Source organism: Clostridium sp. UBA3061, from assembly GCF_002367465.1.
In the GTDB taxonomy this organism is placed as follows: domain Bacteria; phylum Bacillota; class Clostridia; order Clostridiales; family Clostridiaceae; genus Clostridium_J; species Clostridium_J sulfidigenes.
In genome coordinates this window covers 258,867-284,214 of sequence record NZ_DFCF01000005.1, presented here as the reverse complement: position 1 = coordinate 284,214, position 25,348 = coordinate 258,867, and the positions used below count along the sequence as shown (strand labels likewise).

The 25,348-nt window shown below is 29.8% G+C and carries 22 protein-coding genes, 2 riboswitches and 1 other annotated feature; of the genes, 18 read left to right on the top strand and 4 right to left on the bottom strand.

All coding sequences use genetic code 11. The features are described from left to right. Window positions 1-76 precede the first annotated feature (76 nt). The 5 genes from B2P65_RS04435 to bioA all read left to right on the top strand — a co-directional run bounded on the left by B2P65_RS04435 (window position 77) and on the right by bioA (window position 4,928). A complete protein-coding gene (locus B2P65_RS04435) occupies window positions 77-970 on the top strand; it encodes an AraC family transcriptional regulator (protein WP_346847598.1) in 894 nt (297 codons plus the stop codon). 291 nt (window positions 971-1,261) lie between these two features. Continuing rightward, window positions 1,262-1,822 (top strand): biotin transporter BioY, encoded by a 561-nt coding sequence (locus tag B2P65_RS04430; RefSeq protein WP_346879669.1) that lies wholly within the window; start codon window positions 1,262-1,264, stop codon window positions 1,820-1,822. A gap of 24 nt (window positions 1,823-1,846) precedes the next feature. Continuing rightward, window positions 1,847-2,830 (top strand): biotin synthase BioB, encoded by a 984-nt coding sequence (gene bioB, locus B2P65_RS04425; RefSeq protein WP_346879668.1) that lies wholly within the window; start codon window positions 1,847-1,849, stop codon window positions 2,828-2,830. Continuing rightward, window positions 2,823-3,548, top strand: a complete 726-nt coding sequence (gene bioD / locus B2P65_RS04420) for a dethiobiotin synthase (protein ID WP_346879667.1) — start codon at window positions 2,823-2,825, stop codon at window positions 3,546-3,548. The genes bioB and bioD overlap by 8 nt, the downstream gene beginning before the upstream one ends. Window positions 3,549-3,566: 18 nt before the next feature. Then, window positions 3,567-4,928 (top strand): adenosylmethionine--8-amino-7-oxononanoate transaminase, encoded by a 1,362-nt coding sequence (bioA, locus tag B2P65_RS04415; RefSeq protein WP_346879666.1) that lies wholly within the window; start codon window positions 3,567-3,569, stop codon window positions 4,926-4,928. Between the two features lie 283 nt (window positions 4,929-5,211). Here the strand turns inward: bioA and B2P65_RS04410 are convergent, their stop codons facing one another. Continuing rightward, a complete protein-coding gene (locus tag B2P65_RS04410; protein ID WP_346879665.1) occupies window positions 5,212-6,282 on the bottom strand; it encodes an anti-sigma-I factor RsgI family protein in 1,071 nt (356 codons plus the stop codon). Next, window positions 6,279-7,004: a hypothetical protein gene (locus tag B2P65_RS04405; RefSeq protein ID WP_346879664.1), complete on the bottom strand. Its 726-nt coding sequence runs from the start codon at window positions 7,002-7,004 to the stop codon at window positions 6,279-6,281. The genes B2P65_RS04410 and B2P65_RS04405 overlap by 4 nt, the downstream gene beginning before the upstream one ends. A 171-nt stretch (window positions 7,005-7,175) precedes the next feature. Between B2P65_RS04405 and B2P65_RS04400 the strand changes: the two genes are divergently transcribed. Together B2P65_RS04400 and B2P65_RS04395 are read left to right on the top strand one after the other, a co-directional pair. Next, a complete protein-coding gene (locus tag B2P65_RS04400; protein WP_346879663.1) occupies window positions 7,176-8,879 on the top strand; it encodes an ABC transporter ATP-binding protein in 1,704 nt (567 codons plus the stop codon). Window positions 8,880-8,919: 40 nt separating this feature from the next. Further along, window positions 8,920-10,662 (top strand): ABC transporter ATP-binding protein, encoded by a 1,743-nt coding sequence (locus B2P65_RS04395; protein ID WP_346879662.1) that lies wholly within the window; start codon window positions 8,920-8,922, stop codon window positions 10,660-10,662. 142 nt (window positions 10,663-10,804) lie between these two features. On the opposite strand, the gene B2P65_RS04390 is transcribed toward B2P65_RS04395, so the two are convergent. Next, complete coding sequence (locus B2P65_RS04390; protein ID WP_346879661.1) at window positions 10,805-12,121, bottom strand: hemolysin family protein; 1,317 nt, start codon at window positions 12,119-12,121, stop codon at window positions 10,805-10,807. 245 nt (window positions 12,122-12,366) lie between these two features. Then, a riboswitch (SAM riboswitch) is annotated at window positions 12,367-12,472 on the top strand. Between the two features lie 89 nt (window positions 12,473-12,561). Beyond that, a riboswitch (SAM riboswitch) is annotated at window positions 12,562-12,679 on the top strand. A 113-nt stretch (window positions 12,680-12,792) separates the two neighbouring features. On the opposite strand from B2P65_RS04390, the gene B2P65_RS04385 reads away from it, so the two are divergent. The 9 genes from B2P65_RS04385 (at window position 12,793) to B2P65_RS04345 (ending at window position 22,956) form a co-directional block, all read left to right on the top strand. Further along, window positions 12,793-14,091 carry an O-acetylhomoserine aminocarboxypropyltransferase/cysteine synthase family protein gene (locus B2P65_RS04385; RefSeq protein WP_346879660.1) on the top strand — a complete coding sequence of 433 codons (1,299 nt, stop codon included), beginning with the start codon at window positions 12,793-12,795 and terminating at the stop codon, window positions 14,089-14,091. A 4-nt stretch (window positions 14,092-14,095) separates the two neighbouring features. After that, window positions 14,096-14,980 carry a homoserine O-succinyltransferase gene (locus B2P65_RS04380; RefSeq protein ID WP_346878203.1) on the top strand — a complete coding sequence of 295 codons (885 nt, stop codon included), beginning with the start codon at window positions 14,096-14,098 and terminating at the stop codon, window positions 14,978-14,980. A gap of 40 nt (window positions 14,981-15,020) precedes the next feature. Continuing rightward, complete coding sequence (locus tag B2P65_RS04375) at window positions 15,021-16,247, top strand: homoserine dehydrogenase (protein WP_346879659.1); 1,227 nt, start codon at window positions 15,021-15,023, stop codon at window positions 16,245-16,247. 35 nt (window positions 16,248-16,282) lie between these two features. After that, entirely contained in the window at window positions 16,283-17,170 is an 888-nt protein-coding gene (gene metF, locus B2P65_RS04370; protein ID WP_346879658.1) for a methylenetetrahydrofolate reductase [NAD(P)H], read from the top strand. Between the two features lie 36 nt (window positions 17,171-17,206). Continuing rightward, window positions 17,207-17,887 (top strand): methionine synthase, encoded by a 681-nt coding sequence (locus B2P65_RS04365; protein ID WP_346879657.1) that lies wholly within the window; start codon window positions 17,207-17,209, stop codon window positions 17,885-17,887. After that, the gene (locus B2P65_RS04360; protein WP_346879656.1) at window positions 17,877-20,255 is read left to right on the top strand and encodes a homocysteine S-methyltransferase family protein; all 2,379 of its coding nucleotides are present in this window, start codon (window positions 17,877-17,879) and stop codon (window positions 20,253-20,255) included. The genes B2P65_RS04365 and B2P65_RS04360 overlap by 11 nt, the downstream gene beginning before the upstream one ends. A 111-nt stretch (window positions 20,256-20,366) precedes the next feature. Further along, window positions 20,367-20,598, top strand: a binding site (T-box leader). A gap of 131 nt (window positions 20,599-20,729) precedes the next feature. Beyond that, a complete protein-coding gene (gene epsC, locus B2P65_RS04355; RefSeq protein ID WP_346847582.1) occupies window positions 20,730-21,251 on the top strand; it encodes a serine O-acetyltransferase EpsC in 522 nt (173 codons plus the stop codon). 36 nt (window positions 21,252-21,287) lie between these two features. Then, the gene (cysK, locus tag B2P65_RS04350; protein WP_346847581.1) at window positions 21,288-22,217 is read left to right on the top strand and encodes a cysteine synthase A; all 930 of its coding nucleotides are present in this window, start codon (window positions 21,288-21,290) and stop codon (window positions 22,215-22,217) included. A 154-nt stretch (window positions 22,218-22,371) separates the two neighbouring features. Continuing rightward, a complete protein-coding gene (locus B2P65_RS04345) occupies window positions 22,372-22,956 on the top strand; it encodes a hypothetical protein (RefSeq protein WP_346847580.1) in 585 nt (194 codons plus the stop codon). Between the two features lie 240 nt (window positions 22,957-23,196). On the opposite strand, the gene B2P65_RS04340 is transcribed toward B2P65_RS04345, so the two are convergent. Then, window positions 23,197-23,676, bottom strand: coding sequence for a TspO/MBR family protein (locus B2P65_RS04340; RefSeq protein ID WP_346847579.1), 480 nt, complete (start codon window positions 23,674-23,676; stop codon window positions 23,197-23,199). 170 nt (window positions 23,677-23,846) lie between these two features. Between B2P65_RS04340 and B2P65_RS04335 the strand changes: the two genes are divergently transcribed. Together B2P65_RS04335 and B2P65_RS04330 are read left to right on the top strand one after the other, a co-directional pair. Further along, window positions 23,847-24,368 carry a hypothetical protein gene (locus tag B2P65_RS04335; protein ID WP_346879655.1) on the top strand — a complete coding sequence of 174 codons (522 nt, stop codon included), beginning with the start codon at window positions 23,847-23,849 and terminating at the stop codon, window positions 24,366-24,368. A 102-nt stretch (window positions 24,369-24,470) separates the two neighbouring features. Then, window positions 24,471-25,331: a rubredoxin-like domain-containing protein gene (locus B2P65_RS04330; protein ID WP_346847577.1), complete on the top strand. Its 861-nt coding sequence runs from the start codon at window positions 24,471-24,473 to the stop codon at window positions 25,329-25,331. Window positions 25,332-25,348 lie beyond the last annotated feature (17 nt).

The window sequence follows — 25,348 nt, the reverse complement described above, 5'->3', positions numbered from 1 at the left end:
TTAGCAAATTAGGAACAGCTTAAATTTTAAAGTCTTGATATAATAAAGATACCCTAGGGAAAAGGTCGTGATAAAAGTGAATTACAGTAAGGATATTGATAGGTGTATTGAATTTATAGAAAATAATATTAAGGAAGTTATTACTGTGAGTGAAGTTGCTGAATATGTGGGATATTCTGTAAACCACTTTTGTAGAGTTTTTACTTTATGTAAAGGTATATCTATAATGGAGTACCTTAGAAAACGTAAGCTATCATTAGCAGCATTAGAACTATTTAAAGGAAGAAAAATTATTGATATTGCCCTTGAATATGGATTTGAAACACCTAGTGGATTTTCAAAGTCCTTTCGGAAAGCTTTTGGATATAGTCCAACACAATATATAGCTAGAATGGATGGATACTTTAATAATGGAATAACATTTAAAATTGGAGGTTATATTATGAAGCCTATTATTGTTAAAAAGCCAGCTTTTAAGGTAGCTGGATATGGAATAAATACTAATATTGGAGGAACAAGTTATACAAAGGATATTGCATCCTTTTGGAGCAATTATGATGGAGAAAATTTAGAAACAAAGATGTATGAAATCTTAAATCCTCCTAATCATGGGGAAGTTGGTCTATGCGTTCCAACTGATAAAGGGGGAAATGTATGCTATCTTTTAGGAGTCATTGTTGAGGATTTCTCTAAAGTTACAGAGGATATGATTACAGTGGAAGTACCAGAGGCGGAGTATGCAGTATTTACAACTCCTCCAGTGGATGTTACTGTAGACCCTAACCAAGATAAGTTTTCAGAAGTGATTAAAGAAACTTGGAAATATATATTTGAAGAATGGTTTAAAGATAGTGGATATATCTATGACGAAGATAAATTAGATTTTGAATTTTATGATGAGCGTTGTCATTATCGAACAGATACGATTATGGAAATTTATGTTCCAGTAAAAAGGCTACTTGAAAATTAGTTAAATATTAAAGTACAGGCTAAACTTTTGGTGAAAATCAGAAAAGAATTTTGAATTAGAGCATATGAAAAATAATAAATATAATACTTGATAAATGAGAGAGCATTGCTATATAAAGAGCATGCTCTCTAATTTTTATGTGCTTGTTAATAATACCTAATGTATTTTTAGCCTAGACTAAGGTGAAATATTTATATTAATATTGTAAACTATAAATTAATACGTTGGTTGACAATAAAGAGATTCTTAATTATAATCACAGTATAAAGTAAATATTTTAAGGAGAGAATTATGAAAACTACCAAGAATACGAGAAATTTGATTTTAGTAGCTATGTTTGCAGCCTTAACTGCTATTGGTGCATTTATTAAAATACCAATACCTTATGTGCCTTTTACTCTTCAATACTTATTTTGTGCTTTAGCAGGAGTTATCTTAGGCTCTAAACTCGGTGCACTATCCCAAATAATTTATGTTATGGTTGGACTTGCAGGTGTACCAGTATTTACTGAAGGGGGAGGGCTTAGCTATGTATTTAAACCTACCTTTGGATATCTTATAGGATTTATAGTGGCAGCTTATGTCATAGGAAAGATAAGAGAAAAGATTAAGGAATTAAGTTTTATTAAAGCTATAGGGATGCTTTTAGCTGGACTATTTTTTATTTATTTATTTGGAGTTATATATCTTTATGCTAGCTATAACTTATATCTAGGAAAACCAATGTCACTATATTTTGCATTTTTTAATGGCTTTGTACTATGCATATCTGGAGATTTGATTTTAACAGCCTTTGCAGCGTATGTAGCAATAAAAATAGTACCTATATTCAAAAGGTTTGGATACATTTAATAAAAGTGAAAGAAGGCTTGAGGTATGAAAAGTTTTATTAAGGATTTAGAGATAAGAATTTTATCAGGTGAATACATAAATTTTCAAGAAGCAATGGCATTAACAGAACTTAGAAAGAATGATGAGATTGAACAATTATGTCTTAGTGCTAATAATATAAGAAAAACCTTTTGCGGTAATAAGGTAGATCTTTGCTCTATCATGAATGCAAAATCAGGTAGATGTTCTGAAGATTGTAAATTTTGTGCGCAATCTGTTCATTATAATACTAATGCAGAAGTCTATGATTTAGCTTCAAAGGAAGTAGCATTAAAGTTAGCAAAGGAAGATGAATCAGAGGGAGTAAATAGATTCTCTTTAGTTACTAGTGGTAGAGGGATTACAAGTAACGATTTTGAGAAAGTTTTAGATATATATGAAAACCTTAATAGGGAATTAAAGATTGAGTTATGTGCCTCTTTAGGAATACTTGATTACCATAAGCTACTTAAGTTAAAGGCAAGAGGAATAACTATGTACCATCACAACTTAGAAACAAGTAGGGAATTTTATAAGGAAATATGTACAACTCATAGTTATGAAGAAAGAATAGACACCATAAAGGCTGCACAGAAGGCAGGTATACCTGTATGTTCAGGAGGAATTATTGGACTTGGTGAAAGTTGGGTTGATAGAATCAATCTTGCTTTTCAATTAAAAGAACTAAAGGTTATGTCTATTCCAGTGAATGTACTTAATCCTGTAAAAGGTACTCCCCTAGAAGATTCTAAAAATTTAAGTCAAGAGGATATTTTAAAGACCATTGCTATTTTTAGGTTTATAAACCCTAAAGCTTTAATCAGATTAGCTGGTGGTAGAAATCTCATTAGGGATTTGGGGAAAGAATGCTTTAACTCAGGTGCAAATGCTACTATTACTGGAAATTATTTAACCACTTCTGGTAATAAAATATGTGATGATAAGAAAATGATAAGTGAACTAAAGTTGGAGGTTAGAAGTAATGGCTAAGGGGATATTTGTAGTTGGAACGGATACAGATGTAGGAAAAACTGTTGTAACCGCAGGACTGCTTCATGTTCTTAGAAGTAAAGGGCACAGAGCAACATATTTTAAGGGAGCTTTAAGTGGGGCTATAGAAAAAGGTGATAAACTAATTCCTGGAGATACTGACTTAGTAAGCCAGGTTAGTGGATTAAAGGAACCCTATGAAAATATAACTCCATATATATTTAAGACAGCAATATCTCCACATTTAGCTGCCCAAATAGAAGATAATCCTATTGAGCTAAATATTATAAAGGCTAAATTTGAGAAGCTAAAAGAAAAATATGATTTTATAATTGCAGAAGGTAGTGGTGGTATAATATGTCCTCTAATAAATAGGGATGAAGAAATATATACACTAGGTGACCTTATTAAGGATTTAAATATGAGTACCGTGGTTGTAGCTAGAGGTGGAGTGGGAACAATAAACCACACAGTACTTACTGTGAAATATATAGAGTCCATGGGAATCAAAGTAAAAGGAATTATTATAAATAATTATGAAGACAATTATATAACTCAAGACAATATTAAGGTTATAGAAAAACTTACTGGAATTTCTATTGTAGGTAAATTTAAAACTATAGATAACTTGGATAAAGGTAATATAGATAATATAAGAACTGTTGCATCAAGGATTTTTAATGATAAAAGTATTATAGAATGGATGGAAGAATTGTAGTAAAGGGTAGGTGTTTATATGAAGGATTATGTAAAAAGAGATTTAGAATATATATGGCATCCTTGTGCACAGATGAAGGATTACGAAGAGCTTAATCCTATAGTTATTGAAAGAGGAGAAGGGGTTTGGCTTTATGATATTCATGGAAACAAGTATTTAGATTGTATATCATCTTGGTGGACAAATACCCTAGGTCATAGCAATAAAAGAATAAATAAAGCCATAAAGAATCAAATTGATGAAATAGAACATGTTATCTTTGCTAATTTTTCAAATAAACCGGCTATTGACTTAGCAGAAAAGTTAGTAAGCATAACACCAGAAGGATTAAATAAAGTATTTTATTCAGATAATGGATCTTCTGCAGTGGAAATAGCTTTAAAGATGAGCTTTCACTATAATATGCAAAGAAATAAAACTAAAAAGAAGAAATTTGTAGCTTTAAGTGATGCCTATCATGGAGAAACTTTAGGTGCTCTATCTGTGTGTGATATTGATGCCTTTAATATGATATATAAACCCTTACTTTTAGATACTCTTAGGATTGATGGACCAGATTGTTATAGGTGTAAATATGGTTGTACTAGAGATAAATGTAGTGCTAGATGCTTTGAAGCTATGGAAAAATGTTTAGTTGAAAATCATGAAGAGATAAGTGCTGTAATAGTTGAGCCAATGGTTCAAGGTGCAGCAGGAATGAAAATTTATTCACCTATTTATCTTAAAAAGCTTCGTAAGCTTTGTGATAAGTATGATGTACATTTGATAGTAGACGAAATTGCCATGGGATTTGGAAGAACAGGAGAGATGTTTGCATGTAATCATGCAGATATAAGCCCAGATTTTATGTGCCTTTCAAAGGGTATTTCTGCAGGATATATGCCAATGTCTGTAGTTATGACTACTAATGAAATATATAATTGTTTTTATGGTGATTACTCAGAAAGAAAATCTTTTTTACATAGTCATACCTATGCAGGAAATGCTATGGCTTGTGCTATTGCTTTAGAAAATCTAAAAATATTTGAAGAAGAAAATATAATAGAAAATAATAAAGTTAAGGGAAGATTAATAGAAAAACTTACAATAGAAAGAGCAAAGAATTGTAGTCATATAGGAGAAGTAAGAAGTATAGGCATGATAACTGCTATTGAAATAGTAAAGGATAGAGATACCAAGGAGAGATATTGTTGGCAAAGTAGAGTAGGTTATGAGATTTATAAAATAGCATTGAAGAAAGGGTTACTATTAAGAGCTATAGGTGATGTACTTTATTTCATACCTCCTTATGTAATAAGTAAAGATGAAATAGAATTTATGATAGATATTTGCTTTGAAAGTATAGAAGAATATTTTAAGTATAATTTTAAAATAGAATAACAGTAAAATAAATATGTAAATATTAAACTAGTATTATATATAGATATTTAACTATTAAACTAGTTAAATAATTAAATAGTTAAATAGTTGTTCTGTTTATGCGGGTTTCAGGGATGTTTATAGGCATATAAAAAATACAAAGAGTATGGGGGCATTAGGGGCATACTCTTTGTATTTTTCTGTACTTTACGATGTTTTTATCTTTAGTTTATTTAAATTATGTTTTTATCTTTAGTTATATAAGTAATATATATAAAAACTATTATTAGTTTTTATTTGATTTTTAATTACCCTTTTTTCCTGGATTTTCAGGTTTGTTAGGTGTTTTTTCTTTAGGTTTTTCAGTATTGTTGTTATTTTTTTTCTCAGTTACTTCAGATTTTTTATTAGCTTTATTCTCAGTCTTTTCAAGCTTGTTAGTAGCTTTTTCTATTTTATTCTGAGATTTTTGGCTAGATCTTTCCTGAGTAGCTTTAGTATCATTGGTATTTTCAGCTTCTTTAGTTAGGGCTTTATCAGTTTTTATTTCATCTGCCACTTCTGTACTATCTGTAGTTGATTCTTCAGTAGATTTATCTTCATCAGAAGTTTCAGTTTGTTCTATTTTAGCTTTCTTATTTTCCTTGATAGCACTCATAATTTCTTTAACAGGTTTATTTAACCACTCTTCAAGAATAATGCTTTCTGGATTTGAGGAACTATTTTGTAGTTTTTCAACTAAATTTAGTTTACCAGGTGTTACACCCAGTTCTTTGGCTTTTTGTACTCGTTCAAATCCAACACTTATAGTTTCAAGGGTAATATCTTCACCTATTTCTTCAATTTCAGTTTCTAAACTTTCTTGTAGTTTTTCAGCAAGTTCATCTGATTTTTCTTGATCTTCACCAGAAGTTGCAATAATAATTCCACCATCAATGTCATTATCAATGCTATTATCAAAATAACCATCTTCACTAATTTGATTAACTGTTTCAGCAACTGCATCTTCAATTTTTTGATTTTCAAGCTTGTCCAATTCAAGTTCATTAAGAATTTCCTGACCATCATCATTAACTGCAGTTATACTAATTACCTTGTCAAAACGATTTAAAGAATATTCAATAGAAGGATTTACATCTAAACTCACATAGGAGTAAGGTGTTTTATAGGCCCATAGTGTTATGCCTCCTACAATTGCAATCATAGCTGTTAAAGCAGAACACATTACCAATTTATTTATATTTTTTAAATTGCTACTTTTCATTTCAATCACCTGCCCAATGATATAATTTTTATCTTTTACTTTTGATATGCAGCCATCTTCAGAAAGAACTGCAGCATAGCCAGCCTTGATTTCTACAACAACAGATTTCATTTATTAATCTCCTCTCTGATGTACCTGAAATAGTAAGCTAGATTTGGATACTCTCCGGATAGTATCTCTACTGCTGCTATTATATATTTTCGGTGACGTTCTAATATTTTTCGGGGTACATTTAAATTTTTTTCAATTATTTTTAATGGTAGCTGTTTTGAACTTTGTAATTCATTAATTAATATTGGGTTATTGAGTAAATATACTACAACTTTTGCACAGGACGATTTTGTCTTTTTAGCTTTAGGTGAACATGTAGATAAATCTAAAAAAGAAAAGCCATAATAGAAAAATACTTCATTTGCAGCTTCAATCTCAAATTTTAGTGTATAATTTTCTTGGTGAATTATCTTTTCTGCGACTGCAAGTCCAAGTGCAATATCTTTATCATTTTCATTTTCGTCTAACTGACAATTAAATATGGCAGGATTTACGGACAATTCTAAGTTATATTTCTTCTGAAGCCTAAGATAATCAATAAGACGCCTACGAATTATAAGCTCGGCAAAACTGAGAAAATTTCCTTTAATTAATTCGTAGCCTTTAATTGCTTGTACAAATGCCTGAAGTGAAACAGACCATTCATCATCACTTTTAGTTATGTATTTTCGGGTTATTCTTGATGTACATTTCAAAATAAACAATTCATTTTGCTCAATGAAACTATTTAATAGATCCTGATTAGTAGCAGCATCTATAGCCATATAATCTATTTCTCTCAACATGGCACCTCCTTATTCTTATTATTCTATCATCTAAAAATTATTAGGTAAACCTTTAGAACTATAAATTACTAAAGCAAATTTCCGAATTTTAAAATAGATTTTTTAAAAACTTTAAGATATAATATATTTAGGAAAACGAAATATATTATATCTTAAAGGTGGAATATTATGAAGCAAATATTTAAGTATTTAAAACCTTATAGAGTAAACATGCTTATAGGATTTTCAATAAAGTTTACTGGAACTATTGTAGAACTAGCAATTCCATGGATTTTGTCTTATATGATTGATGAAATTATTCCATTAAAGCAGGTATCTCTAATTTTAATTTGGGGTGGAATTATGCTTTTATGTGCCATTTGTGCAGTAACTTTTAATATATTAGCTAACAGAATGGCTTCAAAGGTGGCAAGAGATACCACAGAGCGAGTTAGAAATGATTTATTCTCTAAAATGATATGTCTTTCTGATAGACAAGTGGATGCTTTTACACTACCTTCTTTAATTTCTAGAGCTACCACGGATACTTATAACATCCATCAGATGGTGGGAATGATGCAAAGACTAGGTATTAGAGCTCCAATAATGCTTATTGGTGGAATAATTATAACATTGACATTAGATCCATTACTAACTTTAGTAATGATTTCAGTAATGCCTATTATTTTTATCACTATTATGTACATATCAAAAGTAGGTATCCCTATGTATTCAATTGTTCAGAAAAAAGTAGATGATTTTGTACGTGTAGTTCGTGAAGATGTTACAGGAATTCGTGTAATTAAGGCTTTATCAAAGGAAGAACATGAGAAGGAAAGATTTAATGCTCGCAATGATGCTACAGTAATTCAAGAAAAGAAGAGTGGTATGGTTATGGCTATACTAAATCCAGTAATGAACCTTTGTTTAAATGTGGGGACAGTATTTGTTATTTTGGCTGGAGCTTACAGAGTAAATAGTGGAGCTATTAAACCAGGAGCAATAATTGCATTTTTAACATATGTAACGTTAATATTAAATTCACTTTTATTTATTTCTAGAGTGTTTACTAATTATTCCAAAGCAAGTGCTTCCGCTAAGCGTATCACTGAAATACTAAATGAGAAAGAAGAATTACCAATTAGGAATATACCAATTATAGATACAGATTATGCTATTGAATTTAGAAATGTCTCTTTTTCTTATAATCATAAAGAAGAAAATGTGAGTAATATAACCTTTGGAGTTAAAAAAGGTGAAACTCTAGGTATTATAGGAGCTACAGGCTCAGGAAAATCTACTTTAATTAAATTATTAATGAGATTTTATGATGTAGATCAGGGTTCTATTTATATAAATGGACAAGATATTAGATCTATTAATATGAAAAAATTAAGAGAAAAGTTTGGAGTGGTATTTCAAAACGATTTTATAAGCACGGATACAATTTATGAAAACATTAGGTTTGGAAGAACTCTAGAGAATAGTGATATAAGATCAGCAGCAGATTATGCTAAGGCAACTGAGTTTATTGAAGGCAAGGCAGAAGGCTTTAATACTAAAGTTGCAGTAAGAGGTGCAGATTTAAGTGGTGGACAAAAACAAAGAATGCTTATAGCCAGAGCCATAGCAGCACACCCAGAAATATTAATTTTAGATGATTCTTCTAGTGCTTTAGATTATAAGACAGACGCTGTACTAAGAAAAAATCTTACAGAACATTTTAAAGATACTACAACTATAATGATTGCTCAAAGAATTAGTTCAATTTTTAATGCAGACCACATCTGTGTATTAGAAGATGGTTATGTTGTAGGGTATGGAACTCATGAAGAACTTATTGAAAGTTGTGATGTATATAAAGAAATTAATAAGTCTCAGATGGGAGAATAAGTTATGGAAATCAAAGTAAAAAGGAGGACATTTTTAATTTATGAAGGATAGAAAAAAGAATACATTAAAAAGAGTAATGTCCTATTTATTTGAATACAAGATATTAATTATCATAGCAATTATATTATCCATAGGTTCTAACGTATTTGCCTTAATCGGTCCAATGTTATCAGGTTATGCTATAGATAATATTAATGTTGGAAGAGGGGCAGTAAATTTTTCTAAGATATATTATTACTGTGGACTTATGATTGGATTCTACATTTTATCTTCTATTTTAGCTTATATTTTATCAGTACTTATGCTAGAAATTAGCAAGAGAATATCCTATAGACTAAGAAAAGATTTATTTGATAGATTATTATCTCTTCCAGTGGGATATTTTGATACCCATGCAACAGGAGATATCATAAGCAAAATTTCCTATGATGTAGATACTTTAAATTCTACCTTAACATCTGATTTAGTGAGCATTTGCTCAAGTATAATTACTGTGATTATATCCTTTGGGTCTATGGTTATGATATCTGAAAAGTTAGTTTTAGTATTTGTATTTACAGTTCCTATGTCTATTATACTTACTAAAAGAATAACTAGGGTAACAAGACCAATGTTTCGTAATCGTTCAAGAAAATTAGGGGAACTTAATGGAATGGTAGAGGAGTTTGTATCAGGTCAAAAGACTTTAAAGGCTTATCATCAAGAAGAAAACACAAAGAAAAAATTTGCAAGTAAAAATGAAGAAGCAGTAAATGCTTATTATCGCGCTGATTATTATGGTTCTATGGTTGGTCCTTCAGTTAACTTTATGAATAATTTATCACTAACTCTTATCAGTATTTTTGGTGCTATTATGTATCTTTTTGGACAAATGACTTTAGGAAACATATCTTCCTTTGTACTGTATTCTAGAAAATTTTCAGGACCTATTAATGAAGCGGCTAATATCATGGGAGAATTTCAATCGTCCCTTTCTGCTGCTGAAAGAATTTTTCAGTTAATGGATGAGCTATCGGAGGTAGCAGATAAGGAAGGAGCTAAAGAGCTTGTGGATATGGAAGGAAATGTGAAGGTAGAGAATATTTCCTTTGGATATAATAAGAATAAGATTATTCTTAAGAATCTTAGTATGAATGTACCTGCTGGAAGTATGATTGCTATAGTAGGCCCTACAGGAGCAGGAAAAACTACTTTAATTAATCTTCTCATGCGATTCTATGATGTTAATGAAGGGGATATTAAGGTAGATGAAAATTCAATATCACAGGTTACACGTAAGAGTTTAAGAAAAGCTTATGCTATGGTACTTCAAGATACATGGCTATTTGAAGGAAGTATATTTGAAAATATTGCTTATGGCAATGAAAATGCAACTATGGAAGATGTGGTAGAAGCAGCTAAGGCAGCTAAAATTCATTCATATATAAAAAGACTTCCTAAGGGCTATGATACAGTAATTACTGATGATGGAGCTAATGTATCTAAAGGACAAAAACAATTACTAACCATAGCAAGGGCTATGCTTTTGGATGCAAAGATGCTTATTTTAGATGAAGCAACTTCTAATGTTGATACTAGAACAGAAATTCAAATTCAGCAAGCCATGAGAAATTTAATGAAGGATAAAACCTGCTTTGTAATTGCACATAGGCTTTCTACCATAAGGAATGCAGATCATATTCTAGTGGTTAATAATGGGAATATAGTTGAACAAGGAAATCATGTGGAGTTATTAAAACAAAAGGGTTTTTATAGTCAATTATATAATTCTCAGTTTGAATAATTAATAAAAAAGGCTATCTTCAAATAATTAACTAATACTATAAAAATAAATTTGCACTTAACAATATAAGTGTAAATTTATTTAATGGTATTAGTTTTTTTAGATAGCCAAATTTATATTCAATTTAAGTAATTACTTTAAATTAAAATTTAATGTTGTTGCTTTTATTTATTATAAGATGAATCTTATCTATTCTTCTATCATCTAAGGCTAAAAGTTTTAGGGTTACATTATCTATTTGAACTTGATGGTTATTTGTGTCCTTAGGGAAAGTTCCAAAGGTTTCAAGGAATAAACCACCTATGGTATCTGCAACCTCTGAATCTAAAGAGAGATTTAAAAAATCATTCAAATCAGATAGAGTAAGTAATCCACTAACTATATAGTTTTCCTCATCTACTTTTTCTATTTCAGGTTGTTCATCATCATATTCATCACAAATTTCTCCCATTACTTCTTCAATAATGTCTTCTATGGTAACAATACCTGAAAATCCACCATATTCATCTATTAATATAGCCATATGATTCCTGTTTGTCTGAAGTTCTCTGAATAAATTATCAATAGAATTTGTCTCAGGAACAAAATAAGGTTTTTTCATTATATCTTTAATAGAAATATTATCTATGCCCTTTTCTACTATGCTTGCAAATATATCTTTCATATAAAGCACGCCTACAATATTATCAAAGTCCTTATCATAGACAGGTATTCTAGAAAAACTTTCACTCAGGATATAACTTATGTTATCTTTAATGGAATCATTTACTTCTAGTAGATAAGCCTCTGTTCTTGGTGTCATAATTTCTTTAGCCATGGTGTCATCAAACTCAATTATACCATCAATCATCTCACGTTCTATCTTATTAATAGCGCCCTGTTCTTGGCCAATTTCAATAAGACTTCTGATTTCTTCTCTTGAAACCTGATCTTCCATACCATCTGTCTTAATTCCAAAGAGTTTCATTATAAGATTAGTGGAGCAAGATAAAAACCATACGAAAGGTTTAGTAAATTTAGCTATAAGAACTATAGCTTTTATAGAAAACATAGCTACCTTCTCTGAATTTTGAAGAGCTATTCTCTTTGGAACTAGTTCTCCTAGAACTAACGTTAGATAAGATATAAGCAAGGTTATAACAACTAGAGCTATTTTATCACTGTATGGTATACCAAATCCAGATAGTGTATCTGAAAAGCCTACAGAAATAGATGTAGCTGCTGAAGCAGATGCAAAGAAACCTGCAAAGGTAATTCCTACTTGGATAGTAGATAAGAAATTATTAGGATCCTTTAAAATTTTTTGAAGAAGTAAGGCCTTCTTATTACCTTCATCCGCTAAAAGATTTAGTTTAGTTTTGTTTAAAGATACAATTGCCATCTCTGCAGATGCAAAGAAAGCATTTATTAAGATTAGTAAAAAGATTAGAATAAAACTGCCACTGGGGCTCCCGTCCATTCTTATATTCCCCCTTATTTTAAATGTAGTGAGCTTATTATAGCATACTAATTTATAGGTAATCAAATAACAGACTTAATTATTTAAGGTTAAATATGGCAAAAGAATCAAGTCTCCTTATTAAATCTATGGATATATAGTATTTACTTTAATACTCTATGGTTTAATTAGCTATTAAATAAAAAAGCTATTGACATAGATATTCATAGTCATTATAATGATATGTAATAAAATATTTAATATAATACTTATCAAGAGAGGTGGAGGGATAGGCCCTATGAAACCCAGCAACCAATGTGTTCATCTACATATATGGTGCTAAATCCTACAGTATGAGCTGAAAGATAAGAAGACGATTGTTACAACCTCTTTCAGTGAAAGAGGTTTTTTGTTTTCAAATTGTTTTTAGAAATTATACTATTTAAAATTTAATAATGAAACTCTTATCAAGAGAGGTGGAGGGATAGGCCCTATGAAACCTCGGCAACCTTCAGACCCATTTGTCTGAAAAGGTGCCAATTCCTACTCTAATTTTACAAATTTAGAGAAAGATGAGAGGGAGCTATAACATGGGTACCCTTGTATGTAAATCCCCTTTCATCTAGATTATTTAGATTTAGATGAAAGGGGATTTTATGTTATCTAATAAAATATTTTAAGGAGAGATTAAAATGGGAGAAAGAAAATTTAAATTTGATACGTTACAAGTTCATGGAGGTCAGGAAGTAGATAGCGCAACAGGCTCTAGAGCAGTTCCCATATACCAGACTACATCCTATGTTTTTAATAGCGTTGAGCATGGAGCTAATCTATTTGCTTTAAATGAAGAAGGAAATATTTACACTAGAATAATGAATCCAACAACGGATGTTTTTGAAAAAAGAGTGGCAGCTTTAGAAGGGGGTGTGGGTGCTCTTGCAGTTGCATCTGGTTCTGCTGCAATCACATACGCAATAATTAATATAGCAGGAGCAGGAGATGAAATAGTTGCAGCTAGCACTTTATATGGAGGCACATACAATCTTTTATCTACTACTCTTACTAAGTTAGGTATTAAAACCGTATTTGTAAATCCAGATATCATAGAAAATTTTAGAAAGTCTATAAATAACAAAACTAAGGCTATTTATTTGGAAACTATAGGAAATCCAGGGATGAATCTTATTGATATTGAAGAGGTAGCCAACATTGCTCATGAGCACAATATACCACTAATTATAGATAATACATTCGGGACACCATACCTTATACGTCCAATAGAACATGGAGCTGATATTGTAGTTCATTCTGCAACAAAGTTTATAGGGGGACATGGAACTTCAATAGGTGGAATAATTGTAGATTCTGGAAAATTCCAATGGTTGAATAACCCGAGATTCCCTGAGTTTAACAAACCAGATTCTAGTTATAACGGTATAGTATATGCAAAAGATATAGGAGCAGCAGCTTATATTGTAAAAGCTAGAGTGCAACTTTTAAGAGATACAGGAGCATCCTTAAGTCCTTTCAACTCATTTTTATTTTTACAAGGACTGGAGACTCTTTCATTGAGAGTAGAAAGACATGTGTCAAATGCTAAAAAGATTACGGAGTTTTTACAACAACATCCACTTGTATCATGGGTAAATTATCCTAGTTTAGAAGGTAATAAATATTATGCTCTTTCACAAAAGTATTTTCCAAAGGGTGTTGGTTCCATATTTACATTTGGGATAAAAGGTGGAGTAAAGGAAGGAGTAAGATTTATTGAATCACTTAGCATATTTTCTCATCTTGCTAATGTTGCAGATGCAAAATCTCTTGTAATACACCCAGCAAGTACTACTCATGCTCAATTAAATGAAAAAGAACAATTAAATGCCGGAGTTACATCAGATATGATAAGACTTTCTATTGGAATAGAAGATGTGGATGACCTTATAGAAGATATAGATCAAGCTCTTAAAAAAGCAGTTTTAAAGGAATGGTGATGGAATGTCCTTAATAATAGATAAAAATCTTTTATCAGTAAATAAGTTAATTGAACATGGAATCCAAATAGAAGATGCTTCTCACAGTTACCATTCAGATGTGATACGTATTTTAATTGTAAATTTAATGCCTAAAAAGTGTGAAACAGAATTTCAGTTTTTAAGTATATTTGGCAATATGAATACAAGTATAAAGGTAGATTTCTTGTATATGAAAACCCACACACCACGAAATACAGATAAAACCTATTTAGAGAAACATTATAAATCCATAAGTCAGGTAGCAAATAGTAATTATGACGGGGCTATTATTACGGGAGCTCCCTTAGAATTTTTAGATTTTAATGATATCGAATACTGGAAGGAACTACAGAGAGTAATTGATTATTCTAATAAAAAGGTTAAGTCTACATTATATATATGTTGGGCAACAATAGCAGGATTATATCACAATTTTGGAATAAATAAATGTGTAACAACAGAAAAGATCTTCGGAGTTTTTCCTCATGTAATTGTAAATAAAAAGGAGCCTCTATTAAAAGAGCTTAGTGATGGATTTATAGTTCCTCATTCAAGATATGGGAGAGTTAGAAAACAGGATATAGAAAAAATAAAAGAATTAGAAGTCCTATGCGAATCAGAAGAATCAGGTATCTATATAGTAAGCACTAGAGATAAAAAACAAATTTATATTACAGGACATCCTGAGTATGAGAGCTGTACTTTAAAAAAGGAATATGAAAGAGATATAAAAAGTGGATTTAATATAAGCGTACCTAAAAATTATTTTCCAAGTGATGATTCTAGCCAAGAAATTAACTTAGATTGGAGTAGTAATTCACAGCGTTTATTCTCAAATTGGGTAAGAGAATGTTTAGTAAAAAGTTAAAATATGCAACTAATTATATTAAAAGAGGAGTGATATTTTTATGAATATAGGATTATTAGGATTTGGAACTGTAGGCACAGGAGTTTATGAAATTATATATAAAAGAAAAAGGATTTTTAGAACATTAGTGGGTGATGAACTATCTATAAGTAAAATTCTTATTAAAGATATAAATAAGGATAGGAGTATAAAGGAGTGTAAAAATAAACTAACAGATAATCCTTATTTTATTTTAGATGATCCAGATATAGATATAGTCATAGAAGCAATAGGTGGAATAAAAGAAGCTTATGAATATATAAAATATGCTTTAACAAAAGGGAAACATGTTATAACTGCAAATAAGGCGGTGGTTGCAAGGCATATGAAGGAACTTATAGATTTAGCAAATAAAAATAAAAGAGCATTTTTATATGAAGCTAGTGTGGCAGGTGGGGTTCCTATTGTTAAACCTTTAAAACAACAAGTAACCTTAAATGATATTAAAGAGATAAATAGTATATTAAACGGTACTTCTAACTTTATATTAAGTAAGATGATTAAAGAAAACCTAGACTTTTCACAGGCACTAGATATTGCTCAAAAGTTAGGTTATGCGGAAGCAGATCCAACGGATGATATTGACGGATATGATGTTAGAAGAAAATTAGCAATTTTATCTACCATAGCTTTTAAAAGAGAGATAAAAGAAGAAGATATTTACTGTAGAGGCATTAGAACTATTAAGTCAGTAGACATAAAGGCAATAAAGGAATTAGGATATACGGTAAAACTATTAGCAAAGGCTTCATTTAAAGAAAATAATTATTATTTATCTGTAGAGCCCAATATTTTGTCTAAGGATTCATTTTATGCAAAGATAGAAGATGCTAATAATTTAGTGTCTATTATTGGGAATGATATAGGAGAGCTGAAATTTTATGGTGCAGGTGCGGGTAAACTACCTACAGCAAATGCTGTGGTAAGTGATGTTCTTGATATTATATATAATAATTATGGAAGTTGTGGAATAAATCGGGAAGAAGATAAATTATGCAATAATACAGATTTAGTTAAAGATATATATTATATAAGAATAAGTCCTAAATATGGATTAAATGAGAAGGTATTAAACCTTATTAAAGAAGAAAAAATAGTTGATAAAATGATAAAAACTGGTGAAAATATTATATTTACCTCTAAAGATATAGATTATGTGAAAATAAGTAAATTTATTAGTAACATTAAAAACTTCATTAATGATGAGTTTTATGCTGTTATTAGATAACAAATATTATATTATTCTAAGAGGGGGTATAGTAAATGCATATAAAAGAGTTATTTAAGGAAAAAGAAGTAGTTTTTTCTTTTGAAATATTTCCACCTAAACTTACATCGCCAATAGAGACTGTATACAATACTTTAGAGGGATTACAAGGTTTGAATCCTGACTATATTAGCATTACCTATGGAGCAGGTGGAAGTGTTAATAATAATAGAACATGTGAGTTATCATCTTTAGTTAAAAATAAATATGGTATAGAGGCATTAGCACATTTAACGTGTATAGGTTCTACTAAAAGTGAAATAAATGAAATTTTAGAAAATTTGAATGAAAATGGAATCGAAAATATATTAGCTTTGAGGGGAGATGTTCCTGAAGGAAATCCCTCAATAGGGGAGTTTAATAATTCTCAAGAACTAATAAACCACATAAAGGAAACCAAGGAATTTGGAATAGCAGCAGCTTGCTATCCTGAAGGACATATTGAAAGTAGAGATATAGAGAGGGAAATTGAAATATTAAAGTTAAAGGAGAATGCAGGAGCAGAGTATTTAATTTCCCAGTTATTCTTTGATAATAAGTATTTCTATAAATTTTTAAATTCTGTAGAGAAGAGTAATATAGAGATACCTATTCAAGCAGGTATTATGCCAGTAACCAATAAAAAACAAGTTGAAAGGATAGTTTCTCTTTGTGGAGCTAATCTACCCTCCAAGTTCATAAAAATAATAAATAGATATGAGCATGATAAGGATGCACTGAGGGATGCAGGAATAGCCTATGCATTAGAACAAATAGTAGATTTAGTTTCTACTGGTGTAAGGGGAATACATCTTTATACAATGAACAATCCATATATAGCTAAAAGAATCACTAATAGCATTGGCTCAATACTAAATTCTATAAATAAAAGACAAGTAATTTAATATATAATTAATGAATAAGGGAGGTGGAGCTTGCCCATGAATAAATTTCTACAAAATAAAGATGAGGTTTTAAGATATTTAGGCTATAAAAATCAAGTTTTAGATAAAGTTACTAATGATTTAATTGATGAATTAATGGATGAAATGAGAAGTTTAATTAAAGCTAGATATGTATATAAATTCTTTAACATTAAGAAAGAGAAGGATAGAATATGTATTTTAAATAGCAATTTTAGTATAGCAGGAGAAGATATTAGAAAGCACTTGGATAAATCAGAAGTCTTTATCTTAATGGCTGCAACTCTAGGAAATAGTGTAGATGAAAAAATAAGATATTATGAAAAGATAAGCATGACTAAGGCATTAATACTAGATGCCTGTGCTACAACAGCTATAGAAGAACTATGTGATAGAATATGTGAAGAGTTGGAGGAAGTTGTACAAAATGAAAACAATACACTAACATCTAGGTATAGTCCTGGATATGGGGATTTATCCATAGATATACAAAAGAGATTTCTCGCTATGCTCAGTGCAGAAAAATCTATAGGGCTTACTGCATCCTCTAATAGTATTTTAATACCAAGAAAATCCGTTACAGCCATAGTAGGGGTTGTTAAAAGAGAGAATAATAGCATAAAAAAGATAAGCTGTTTACAGTGTAATAAATATTCTAATTGTATGTTTAGAAAAGGGGATGATAGATGTGGGAATTAAAGAAAAATTGAAAGAAGGAATTTTAATTTTTGATGGTGCTATGGGTACTATGTTGCAAAGTAGTGGATTACAGTTAGGTGAATTACCAGAAATATTAAATATTACTGATTCAAAAATAATAATTGAAATACACAAAGCTTATATTGAAGCTGGTGCAAATTTTATTACTACCAACACCTTTGGAGCTAACGAAATTAAGCTTAAAAATAGTAATTTTAGTGTAGAGAAAATAATTCATTCAGCAGTAGAAAATGCAAAAATAGCTACTAAGAATAAACAAGTATATATAGCTTTAGATATAGGTGCCATTGGTGAATTATTAGAGCCTATGGGGACTTTAACCTTTGATGAAGCTTATAATATTTTTAAAAGGCAGATTATTCAAGGGGTAAAAAGTGGTGTTGATTTAATTTTAATAGAAACAATGACAGACTTATACGAAGCAAAGGCCGCAGTATTAGCAGCTAAGGAAAATTCAGATTTGCCAGTATTTTGTACAATGAGCTTTGAGGCAGACAAGAGAACTTTCACAGGGTGCAATGCCACATCTATGGTAATGGTACTAGAAGGGTTAGGCGTAGATGCTCTTGGAGTTAACTGTTCTTTAGGACCTAAAGAAATAGAACCTATAATAGATGAAATATTAAACATATCTAAAGTGCCTGTAATGGTACAACCTAATGCAGGATTACCTAATATTATAAAGGGTGATACGATATTTAATATTTTACCAGAAGAATTTGCAGTTTACGGAGCAAAGTTTAAAGAAAAAGGTGTAAAAGTAATAGGAGGATGCTGTGGTACAACAGATAGACATATAGAAAGTTTAGTAAAAGCTTTAAAGAAAGTAAAAATAAAAGACAAGAAATATAGTCCTTTAAGTGGTGTATGCACTCCTACTAAAGCAGTAATTATTGATCAGGTCAAAGTAATAGGAGAAAGGATAAATCCTACAGGTAAAAAATTATTTAAGGAAGCATTAAGAAACGGAGATATAGATTATATTCTAAGGGAGGCTATAGCTCAAGTTGATGCAGGAGCCCATATTCTAGATGTTAATGTAGGTCTTCCGGAAATAAATGAAGAAGAAATAATGGTTAAGGTTATTAAAGAAATACAATCCATATTAGACGTACCTCTTCAGATAGATTCTACAAATGCTAAAGCTATAGAAATGGGATTAAGATATTATAATGGTAAGGCTATAGTTAATTCAGTAAATGGAGAAAATAAAGTGTTAGAAAATATATTACCTATAGTAAAAAAATATGGAGCTGCTGTAGTGGGGCTTACTTTAGATGAAAGAGGAATACCTTCAAGTGGGGAAGAAAGATTTAGAATAGCTGAAAAAATAGTAAAAACAGCAGAAAGTTATGGTATAGATAAAAAAGACATATATATAGATTGCTTAACATTAACAGCTGCTGCCCAACAGAAAGATGTTAAGGAAACTTTAAAAGCACTTTCTTTAGTAAAAGAGAAGTTAAATGTAAAGACTGTACTTGGAGTATCCAATGTATCTTTTGGATTACCTAATAGGGAAATTCTAAATAAAACATTTTTAGCAGCAAGTTTATTTGCGGGTTTAGATTTACCTATAATAAATCCCTTAAATAAAGATATCATGGACACAATAGTAGCCTCTAAAGTTTTATGGAATGAAGATAAGGGAGCAAAGGAATATTTAAAATATAATAAAAATACATCTAAAGAGCAAACACCTATAAAAAAAGATGTAAACAATATTCAAGATGATTTATTTAAAATAATATTAAAAGGTATTAAAGAAGAAGCCCAAATAGCTACAGTGAAGTTATTAGAAAATAAACAGCCACTAGAAATTGTAAATGAATATATAATTCCTACCTTAGATATTGTAGGAGAAAAATATGAAAATGGACATATATTTCTTCCACAACTAATCCAATCTGCAGAAACAGTAAAAGAATCCTTCAAGGTCATAAAAGATAAGTTAAGCAAAGGAACTGATGCTGAGATTTCAAAAGGAAAGATAGTATTAGCTACTGTAAAAGGTGATATACATGATATAGGAAAAAATATAGTAAAGGTACTTCTGGAGAATTATAACTATGAGATTATCGATTTAGGAAAAGATGTTTCTAAGGAGAAAATAGTAGAAGCTGTTATTAAAAATAATGTTAAGCTAATAGGACTTAGTGCACTAATGACTACTACTGTTAAAAATATGGAAGAAACCATATTCGAACTAAAAAGGACTAAGTCAGATTGTGTAGTTATGGTGGGTGGAGCGATACTTAATGAGGAATATGCAAATATGATTAAAGCAGATTTTTATGCTAAAGATGCAAAGGAATCTGTAACCATAGCTAGGAAAGTATTGGGATAAAGCAAGTTACATCTTATTAAAAATTAATAATAATAAAATATATGTACATAAATAAAATAAGTTGACATTTTTTATTTATGTGCATATAATAAAATATAATAATTTAAATATACAAATACATTGAAGAAGGAAAGTAGTATTTAATGAAGATTCAGAGAGAATATCCATTAGCTGAAAGGATATTTATTAGAATTATATATGAAGTGCCCTTTGGAGTACGATACCGAATTAAGTAGGCTATCGCGGTTTTAACCGTTATATTAATAGAGTATGATAGTACTTGAAGAGTGGGGTTATTTTTTTACCAAATAGAGTGGAACCGCGGATATTATCCGTCTCTAAGTTTATCTTAGAGGCGTTTTTTTTAACTCCAAAATCGCTTAAAGATAGTATGAAGTTAATTATTTAGATTAAAAATAAGTATATTGTTGATTTATAGTTTTACAATTGAAAATTTTATGGAGGAAATATATTATGAACTTTTTAAAATCGCTTAAATATGATATAGACTCAGTTTTTCCAAGAGATCCTGCAGCTAGAAGTAGGATTGAGATATTTTTATTATATCCTCACATAAAGTCTCTTATATTTTATAGAATATCTAATTTTTTATATAGAAAAAAATTATTCTTTTTAGCAAGATTTATTTCAAATGTCAGTAGATTTATTACAGGCATAGAAATACATCCAGGAGCTAAAATAGGAAGAGGTTTATTTATTGATCATGGAATGGGGGTGGTAATTGGTGAAACAGCAGAAATTAAAGATAATGTAACTATGTATCATGGAGTTACACTTGGTGGAACGGGTAATGAAAAGGGAAAACGGCATCCAACTATAGGAGAGGATGTAATTATTGGAGCTGGTGCTAAGGTTCTAGGAAATATATATATTGGTAAAGGAACCAAAATAGGAGCTAACTCAGTAGTACTGCAATCTACAGAAGAAAATTCAACTGTAGTAGGAATAGCTGCAAAACCTTTAAATAAAAAATAGTATTAAATTTTAGTAAAATATAGGGAGGAATTACTCATGAAAAAGATTTATAGGAGTTTAACAGAATTAATAGGAAATACACCATTGCTAGAGCTTTCGAATTATAATAAAAAGCATAATTTAAAAGCAACTATAGTTGCAAAATTAGAATACTTTAACCCAGCGGGAAGTGTAAAGGATAGAATTGCAAAGGCAATGATTGATGATGCAGAGGCTAGGGGAATTTTAAATGAAGATTCCGTTATTATAGAACCAACTAGTGGAAATACTGGTATAGGGCTTGCTTCAGTGGCATCAGCAAGAGGATATAAAATTAAATTAGTGATGCCAGAAACTATGAGTATTGAAAGAAGAAACTTGATGAAGGCTTACGGAGCCGAGATTGTGTTAACTGAAGGTGCTAAAGGAATGAAGGGAGCCATAGCTAAGGCTGAAGAGTTAGCTAGTGAAATTCCAAATTCATTTATTCCCGGACAATTCGTAAATCAAGCTAATCCAGCAATTCATAAAGCAACTACAGGACCAGAAATTTGGGAAGATACTGATGGTGAAGTAGATATTTTTGTAGCTGGAGTTGGAACAGGTGGGACTATAACTGGAACGGGTGAATTCCTAAAGTCAAAAAATTCAAATGTGTCAGTTGTAGCAGTAGAACCAGAAGATTCACCTGTGTTATCAGAGGGTAAAGCAGGACCTCATAAAATTCAAGGAATAGGTGCTGGATTTATTCCAGAAACTTTAAATAAAGAAGTTTATGATGAAATCGTAAAAGTATCTAATGATGATGCTTTTGATACAATTAAGGAACTAACAAAGACTGAAGGATTGTTAGTTGGAATATCTTCAGGAGCTGCATTAAAAGCAGCTACAGAATTAGCTCTTAAGCGAGAAAATGAAGGGAAAATTATAGTTGTTTTACTACCGGATACTGGAGAAAGGTATTTATCAATTCCAAACTTTATATAGAGTATAACTAGTTAAGGAGAAGGGATAAATTTATGCCCTTCTTTTTGTTAATTGAAATTTAAATAATTCATATTGTATTGAAATAATATTTAATATAACATTATATATAGAAATAAATGATAATAGTTAAATTAAGTGTTAGGGGCGAGGTCTAGTGGCAGATAAAAATGGAGATGAATATGTAGTTTTATCCTTAAACCAATTAATAATAGATAATGAGGGGAAAACGGGGATACCCTTCGAGGTACTGAGAAAGGTCTTTGGGTTTTCCATAAATGTAAAGGGACCTCATATTTATATAAAAAGTGCCTCAGATAAATTTGAAATTGCTAAAGATAAATATAATAGTAAAGAGGGCTCTACAGATAATTTTTTAGAAGACTTTAAATTTTTAAAGGAGAAATTTTCTTTTAAAGAATATTACCAGGGCTCTCTAATATATAGCTCAGATTTAAGGGGACTTAAGCACTATGATGTATTAATTACGGAAAATTCAACTTGGTGTAATATAACCCTAAGAGGAGACTATGTGAATTATTGTGATTTCTCAAGTAATAAAAACATAATAGCTCCACTTATGAAATTTTATTTTCCTAAGGGTTATGATAAAATTCTTAAGGATATTTTAGAAAAGGAAAATGCAAGATACATATGTGATGAAAGAGATGTGCTTATAAGAAAGGATTTTGATGGTAATACCAAAGAAATCGTATTTTCTCAGTTAGGTGGAAGTTTGTAAAATAAAAAGAGATTTTTTAGTAGAATTTCAATAAGAAATACATAGGATTTATTTTTAATTTAAAACTTATGGAAAATACAAAATAAGGAATACTCTTATATGGCATTCCTTGTTTTGTGAGAAAATATTTATATTTAATCTTATTTGTTCTTGCATAATAAGTTCCAAAGTGATGTAATGTAAAATAATATAGTAGTAGCAAGTAGCAAGTAGCAAGTAGTAATTAAAATTTGAATATATTTAAATGTTTAAAAGAATTATATTATAATTTAAGTACGCAGCAAATATTAGCCATAAAAGATATGGTATCTGTAAATATGCAGCACATTTATTTATCTTATAAAAATTAAATATCATAAAGGAAACTAATACTATTAATACTAAAATCCAAATGAAAGCAAAGGTAAATTGATTTAAGTTGAAAAATATTATAGACCAAAAGAAGTTGACTATCAGTTGAACTGTATAAAGTTTAAGACTATATTCTTTATATGGAGAATTTGATTCATAAACTATATAGGCAGAAATACCCATAAGTATAAAAAGAATAGTCCACACAATTGGAAAGACAATAGCTGGAGGAGCTAAATCAGGCTTTATAAGATTAGCATAAACTTCTCTACTATTTCTTGTAAGTAGTGAAGAGAGAAATCCGGTTCCTAAACTGAGTATTAAACTAATTATTAATGGTTTTAATTTAATGGTATATATATTTGACATATTTTCACCTCCTTAATGCTATAGAATTTAAATTTAGAGTTCATATAAAGTATATTAAAACTATTATAAATTAGTACTTATATAATAATCATATTATTATGAATATATTTTAGATATAATTACATAATACTTATTTGTGAGTGAAACTCATATTATAGAAGGGGATTAAGATGAATAATTTATTACATCCAGTAAATGAGAATAAGTTTAAAGAAATAGTTAATATAAGATTTAACAACATTAATGAAGGATTTAATAATTATAAGAGTGCAATGTTAAAAAGCAAAACTTTAGAGGAAGCTGAAGAAAATATAATTAAATTTATGGAGGAAGTTATAATATTAAATGGTGATGATAACTCTTTTGTAGATTTATATTTTTCTACTTTAGAAAAAGAAGATAAGGAAAGACTAATAGGGTTATTGGAAGAAAAAGATAAAGAAATAATGGAAAGTATTAAGGATACTTTACAGGGAGACACAATTTATTTTAGGTTAACAAAAGACATCATACCATTTATAACTAGATTAAGTACTAGAGAAGTTCTATTCTGTACTGTATATTTCACAAAATACCCATTTACTATATGGGGTAACTATAATAAAAAACTTCCATGTTTTTATAAGGTAGATAAAGTATTGGATTTATATACTGATATTGCAAAGGAATGCGATGTTGAAGTTATTGTTTAATAATAGCTATTATTGACTAATTTATGAGTTAGTAATACTATAAGTATATAGCTATAAGGAAAATTACAGTTATAATATAGGGTATATATGGAGGAATTCAACATGAAAAAATTTATTTGCAAAGTATGTGGATACATATATGAAGGTGAAAAATTACCAAGTGATTTTGTTTGTCCAGTCTGTGGCGTGGGATCAGAGATGTTTGAAGAATTGAAGGAAAGTAATTTATTTAGTAAATTTAAAGTACTTAATAAGGTGAAAGAAAATGATGTAGTTACATCTTTTTATTTAACTTCTATAGATAAAAAAGTTTTAAAAACACATAAGGCTGGACAATTTATTTCTATAAAACCAATAACTGAAGGGGATAAATCTAGTGAGGTTAGACAATATTCCTTGTCTATGAAGCCAGGAGAAGATTTTTATAGAATAAGTGTTAAGAGAGAAGATAAAGGATTAATTTCCAGATATCTTCATGACAATATAAATGTAAATGATGAAGTAGAAATAACAGAACCATTAGGTGAATTTATATTAAAGGATAACAGTAAACCCTTAGTGCTTATAAGTGGTGGAATTGGAATAACGCCTATGATGTCTATGCTTTATAAGGCTATAGAAGAAGGACGAAAGGTAAAATTTATTCAAGCAGTTATAAATTCAAATGTTCATACTTTTAAAAATGAGCTAAGGGATTTAGCTAAAAAATATGATAATGTAGACGTAGAATTTTTCTATAGTAAGCCATTAGACAATGATAAACTTGGAGAAGATTATCAATTTGAAGGATATTTAACTAAGGAATGGATTGAAAAAAATCTATCAAAGGATGAAGAATTTTATTTCTGTGGACCTTTAGGATTTATGAAAATGATATATGATGCCTTAAAGGCAATGGGAGTGTCAGAGGATTATATAAATTATGAAATGTTTGGTCCATCTGCTGACTTATCAAAAATGTAGTTTACAGGGATATTTCA

Bases quoted from the DNA above. Each gene is read 5' to 3' on its own strand.
- B2P65_RS04330 (WP_346847577.1), top strand. From the start codon at position 24,471: ATGAAAAAATTTATTTGCAAAGTATGTGGATACATATATGAAGGTGAA.
- B2P65_RS04375 (WP_346879659.1), top strand. From the start codon at position 15,021: ATGAATATAGGATTATTAGGATTTGGAACTGTAGGCACAGGAGTTTAT.
- B2P65_RS04385 (WP_346879660.1), top strand. From the start codon at position 12,793: ATGGGAGAAAGAAAATTTAAATTTGATACGTTACAAGTTCATGGAGGT.
- B2P65_RS04380 (WP_346878203.1), top strand. From the start codon at position 14,096: ATGTCCTTAATAATAGATAAAAATCTTTTATCAGTAAATAAGTTAATT.
- B2P65_RS04400 (WP_346879663.1), top strand. From the start codon at position 7,176: ATGAAGCAAATATTTAAGTATTTAAAACCTTATAGAGTAAACATGCTT.
- bioA (WP_346879666.1), top strand. From the start codon at position 3,567: ATGAAGGATTATGTAAAAAGAGATTTAGAATATATATGGCATCCTTGT.
- B2P65_RS04365 (WP_346879657.1), top strand. From the start codon at position 17,207: ATGAATAAATTTCTACAAAATAAAGATGAGGTTTTAAGATATTTAGGC.
- B2P65_RS04430 (WP_346879669.1), top strand. From the start codon at position 1,262: ATGAAAACTACCAAGAATACGAGAAATTTGATTTTAGTAGCTATGTTT.
- B2P65_RS04335 (WP_346879655.1), top strand. From the start codon at position 23,847: ATGAATAATTTATTACATCCAGTAAATGAGAATAAGTTTAAAGAAATA.
- bioB (WP_346879668.1), top strand. From the start codon at position 1,847: ATGAAAAGTTTTATTAAGGATTTAGAGATAAGAATTTTATCAGGTGAA.
- epsC (WP_346847582.1), top strand. From the start codon at position 20,730: ATGAACTTTTTAAAATCGCTTAAATATGATATAGACTCAGTTTTTCCA.
- B2P65_RS04395 (WP_346879662.1), top strand. From the start codon at position 8,920: ATGAAGGATAGAAAAAAGAATACATTAAAAAGAGTAATGTCCTATTTA.
- metF (WP_346879658.1), top strand. From the start codon at position 16,283: ATGCATATAAAAGAGTTATTTAAGGAAAAAGAAGTAGTTTTTTCTTTT.
- cysK (WP_346847581.1), top strand. From the start codon at position 21,288: ATGAAAAAGATTTATAGGAGTTTAACAGAATTAATAGGAAATACACCA.
- B2P65_RS04390 (WP_346879661.1), bottom strand. From the start codon at position 12,121: ATGGACGGGAGCCCCAGTGGCAGTTTTATTCTAATCTTTTTACTAATC.
- bioD (WP_346879667.1), top strand. From the start codon at position 2,823: ATGGCTAAGGGGATATTTGTAGTTGGAACGGATACAGATGTAGGAAAA.
- B2P65_RS04340 (WP_346847579.1), bottom strand. From the start codon at position 23,676: ATGTCAAATATATATACCATTAAATTAAAACCATTAATAATTAGTTTA.
- B2P65_RS04410 (WP_346879665.1), bottom strand. From the start codon at position 6,282: ATGAAATCTGTTGTTGTAGAAATCAAGGCTGGCTATGCTGCAGTTCTT.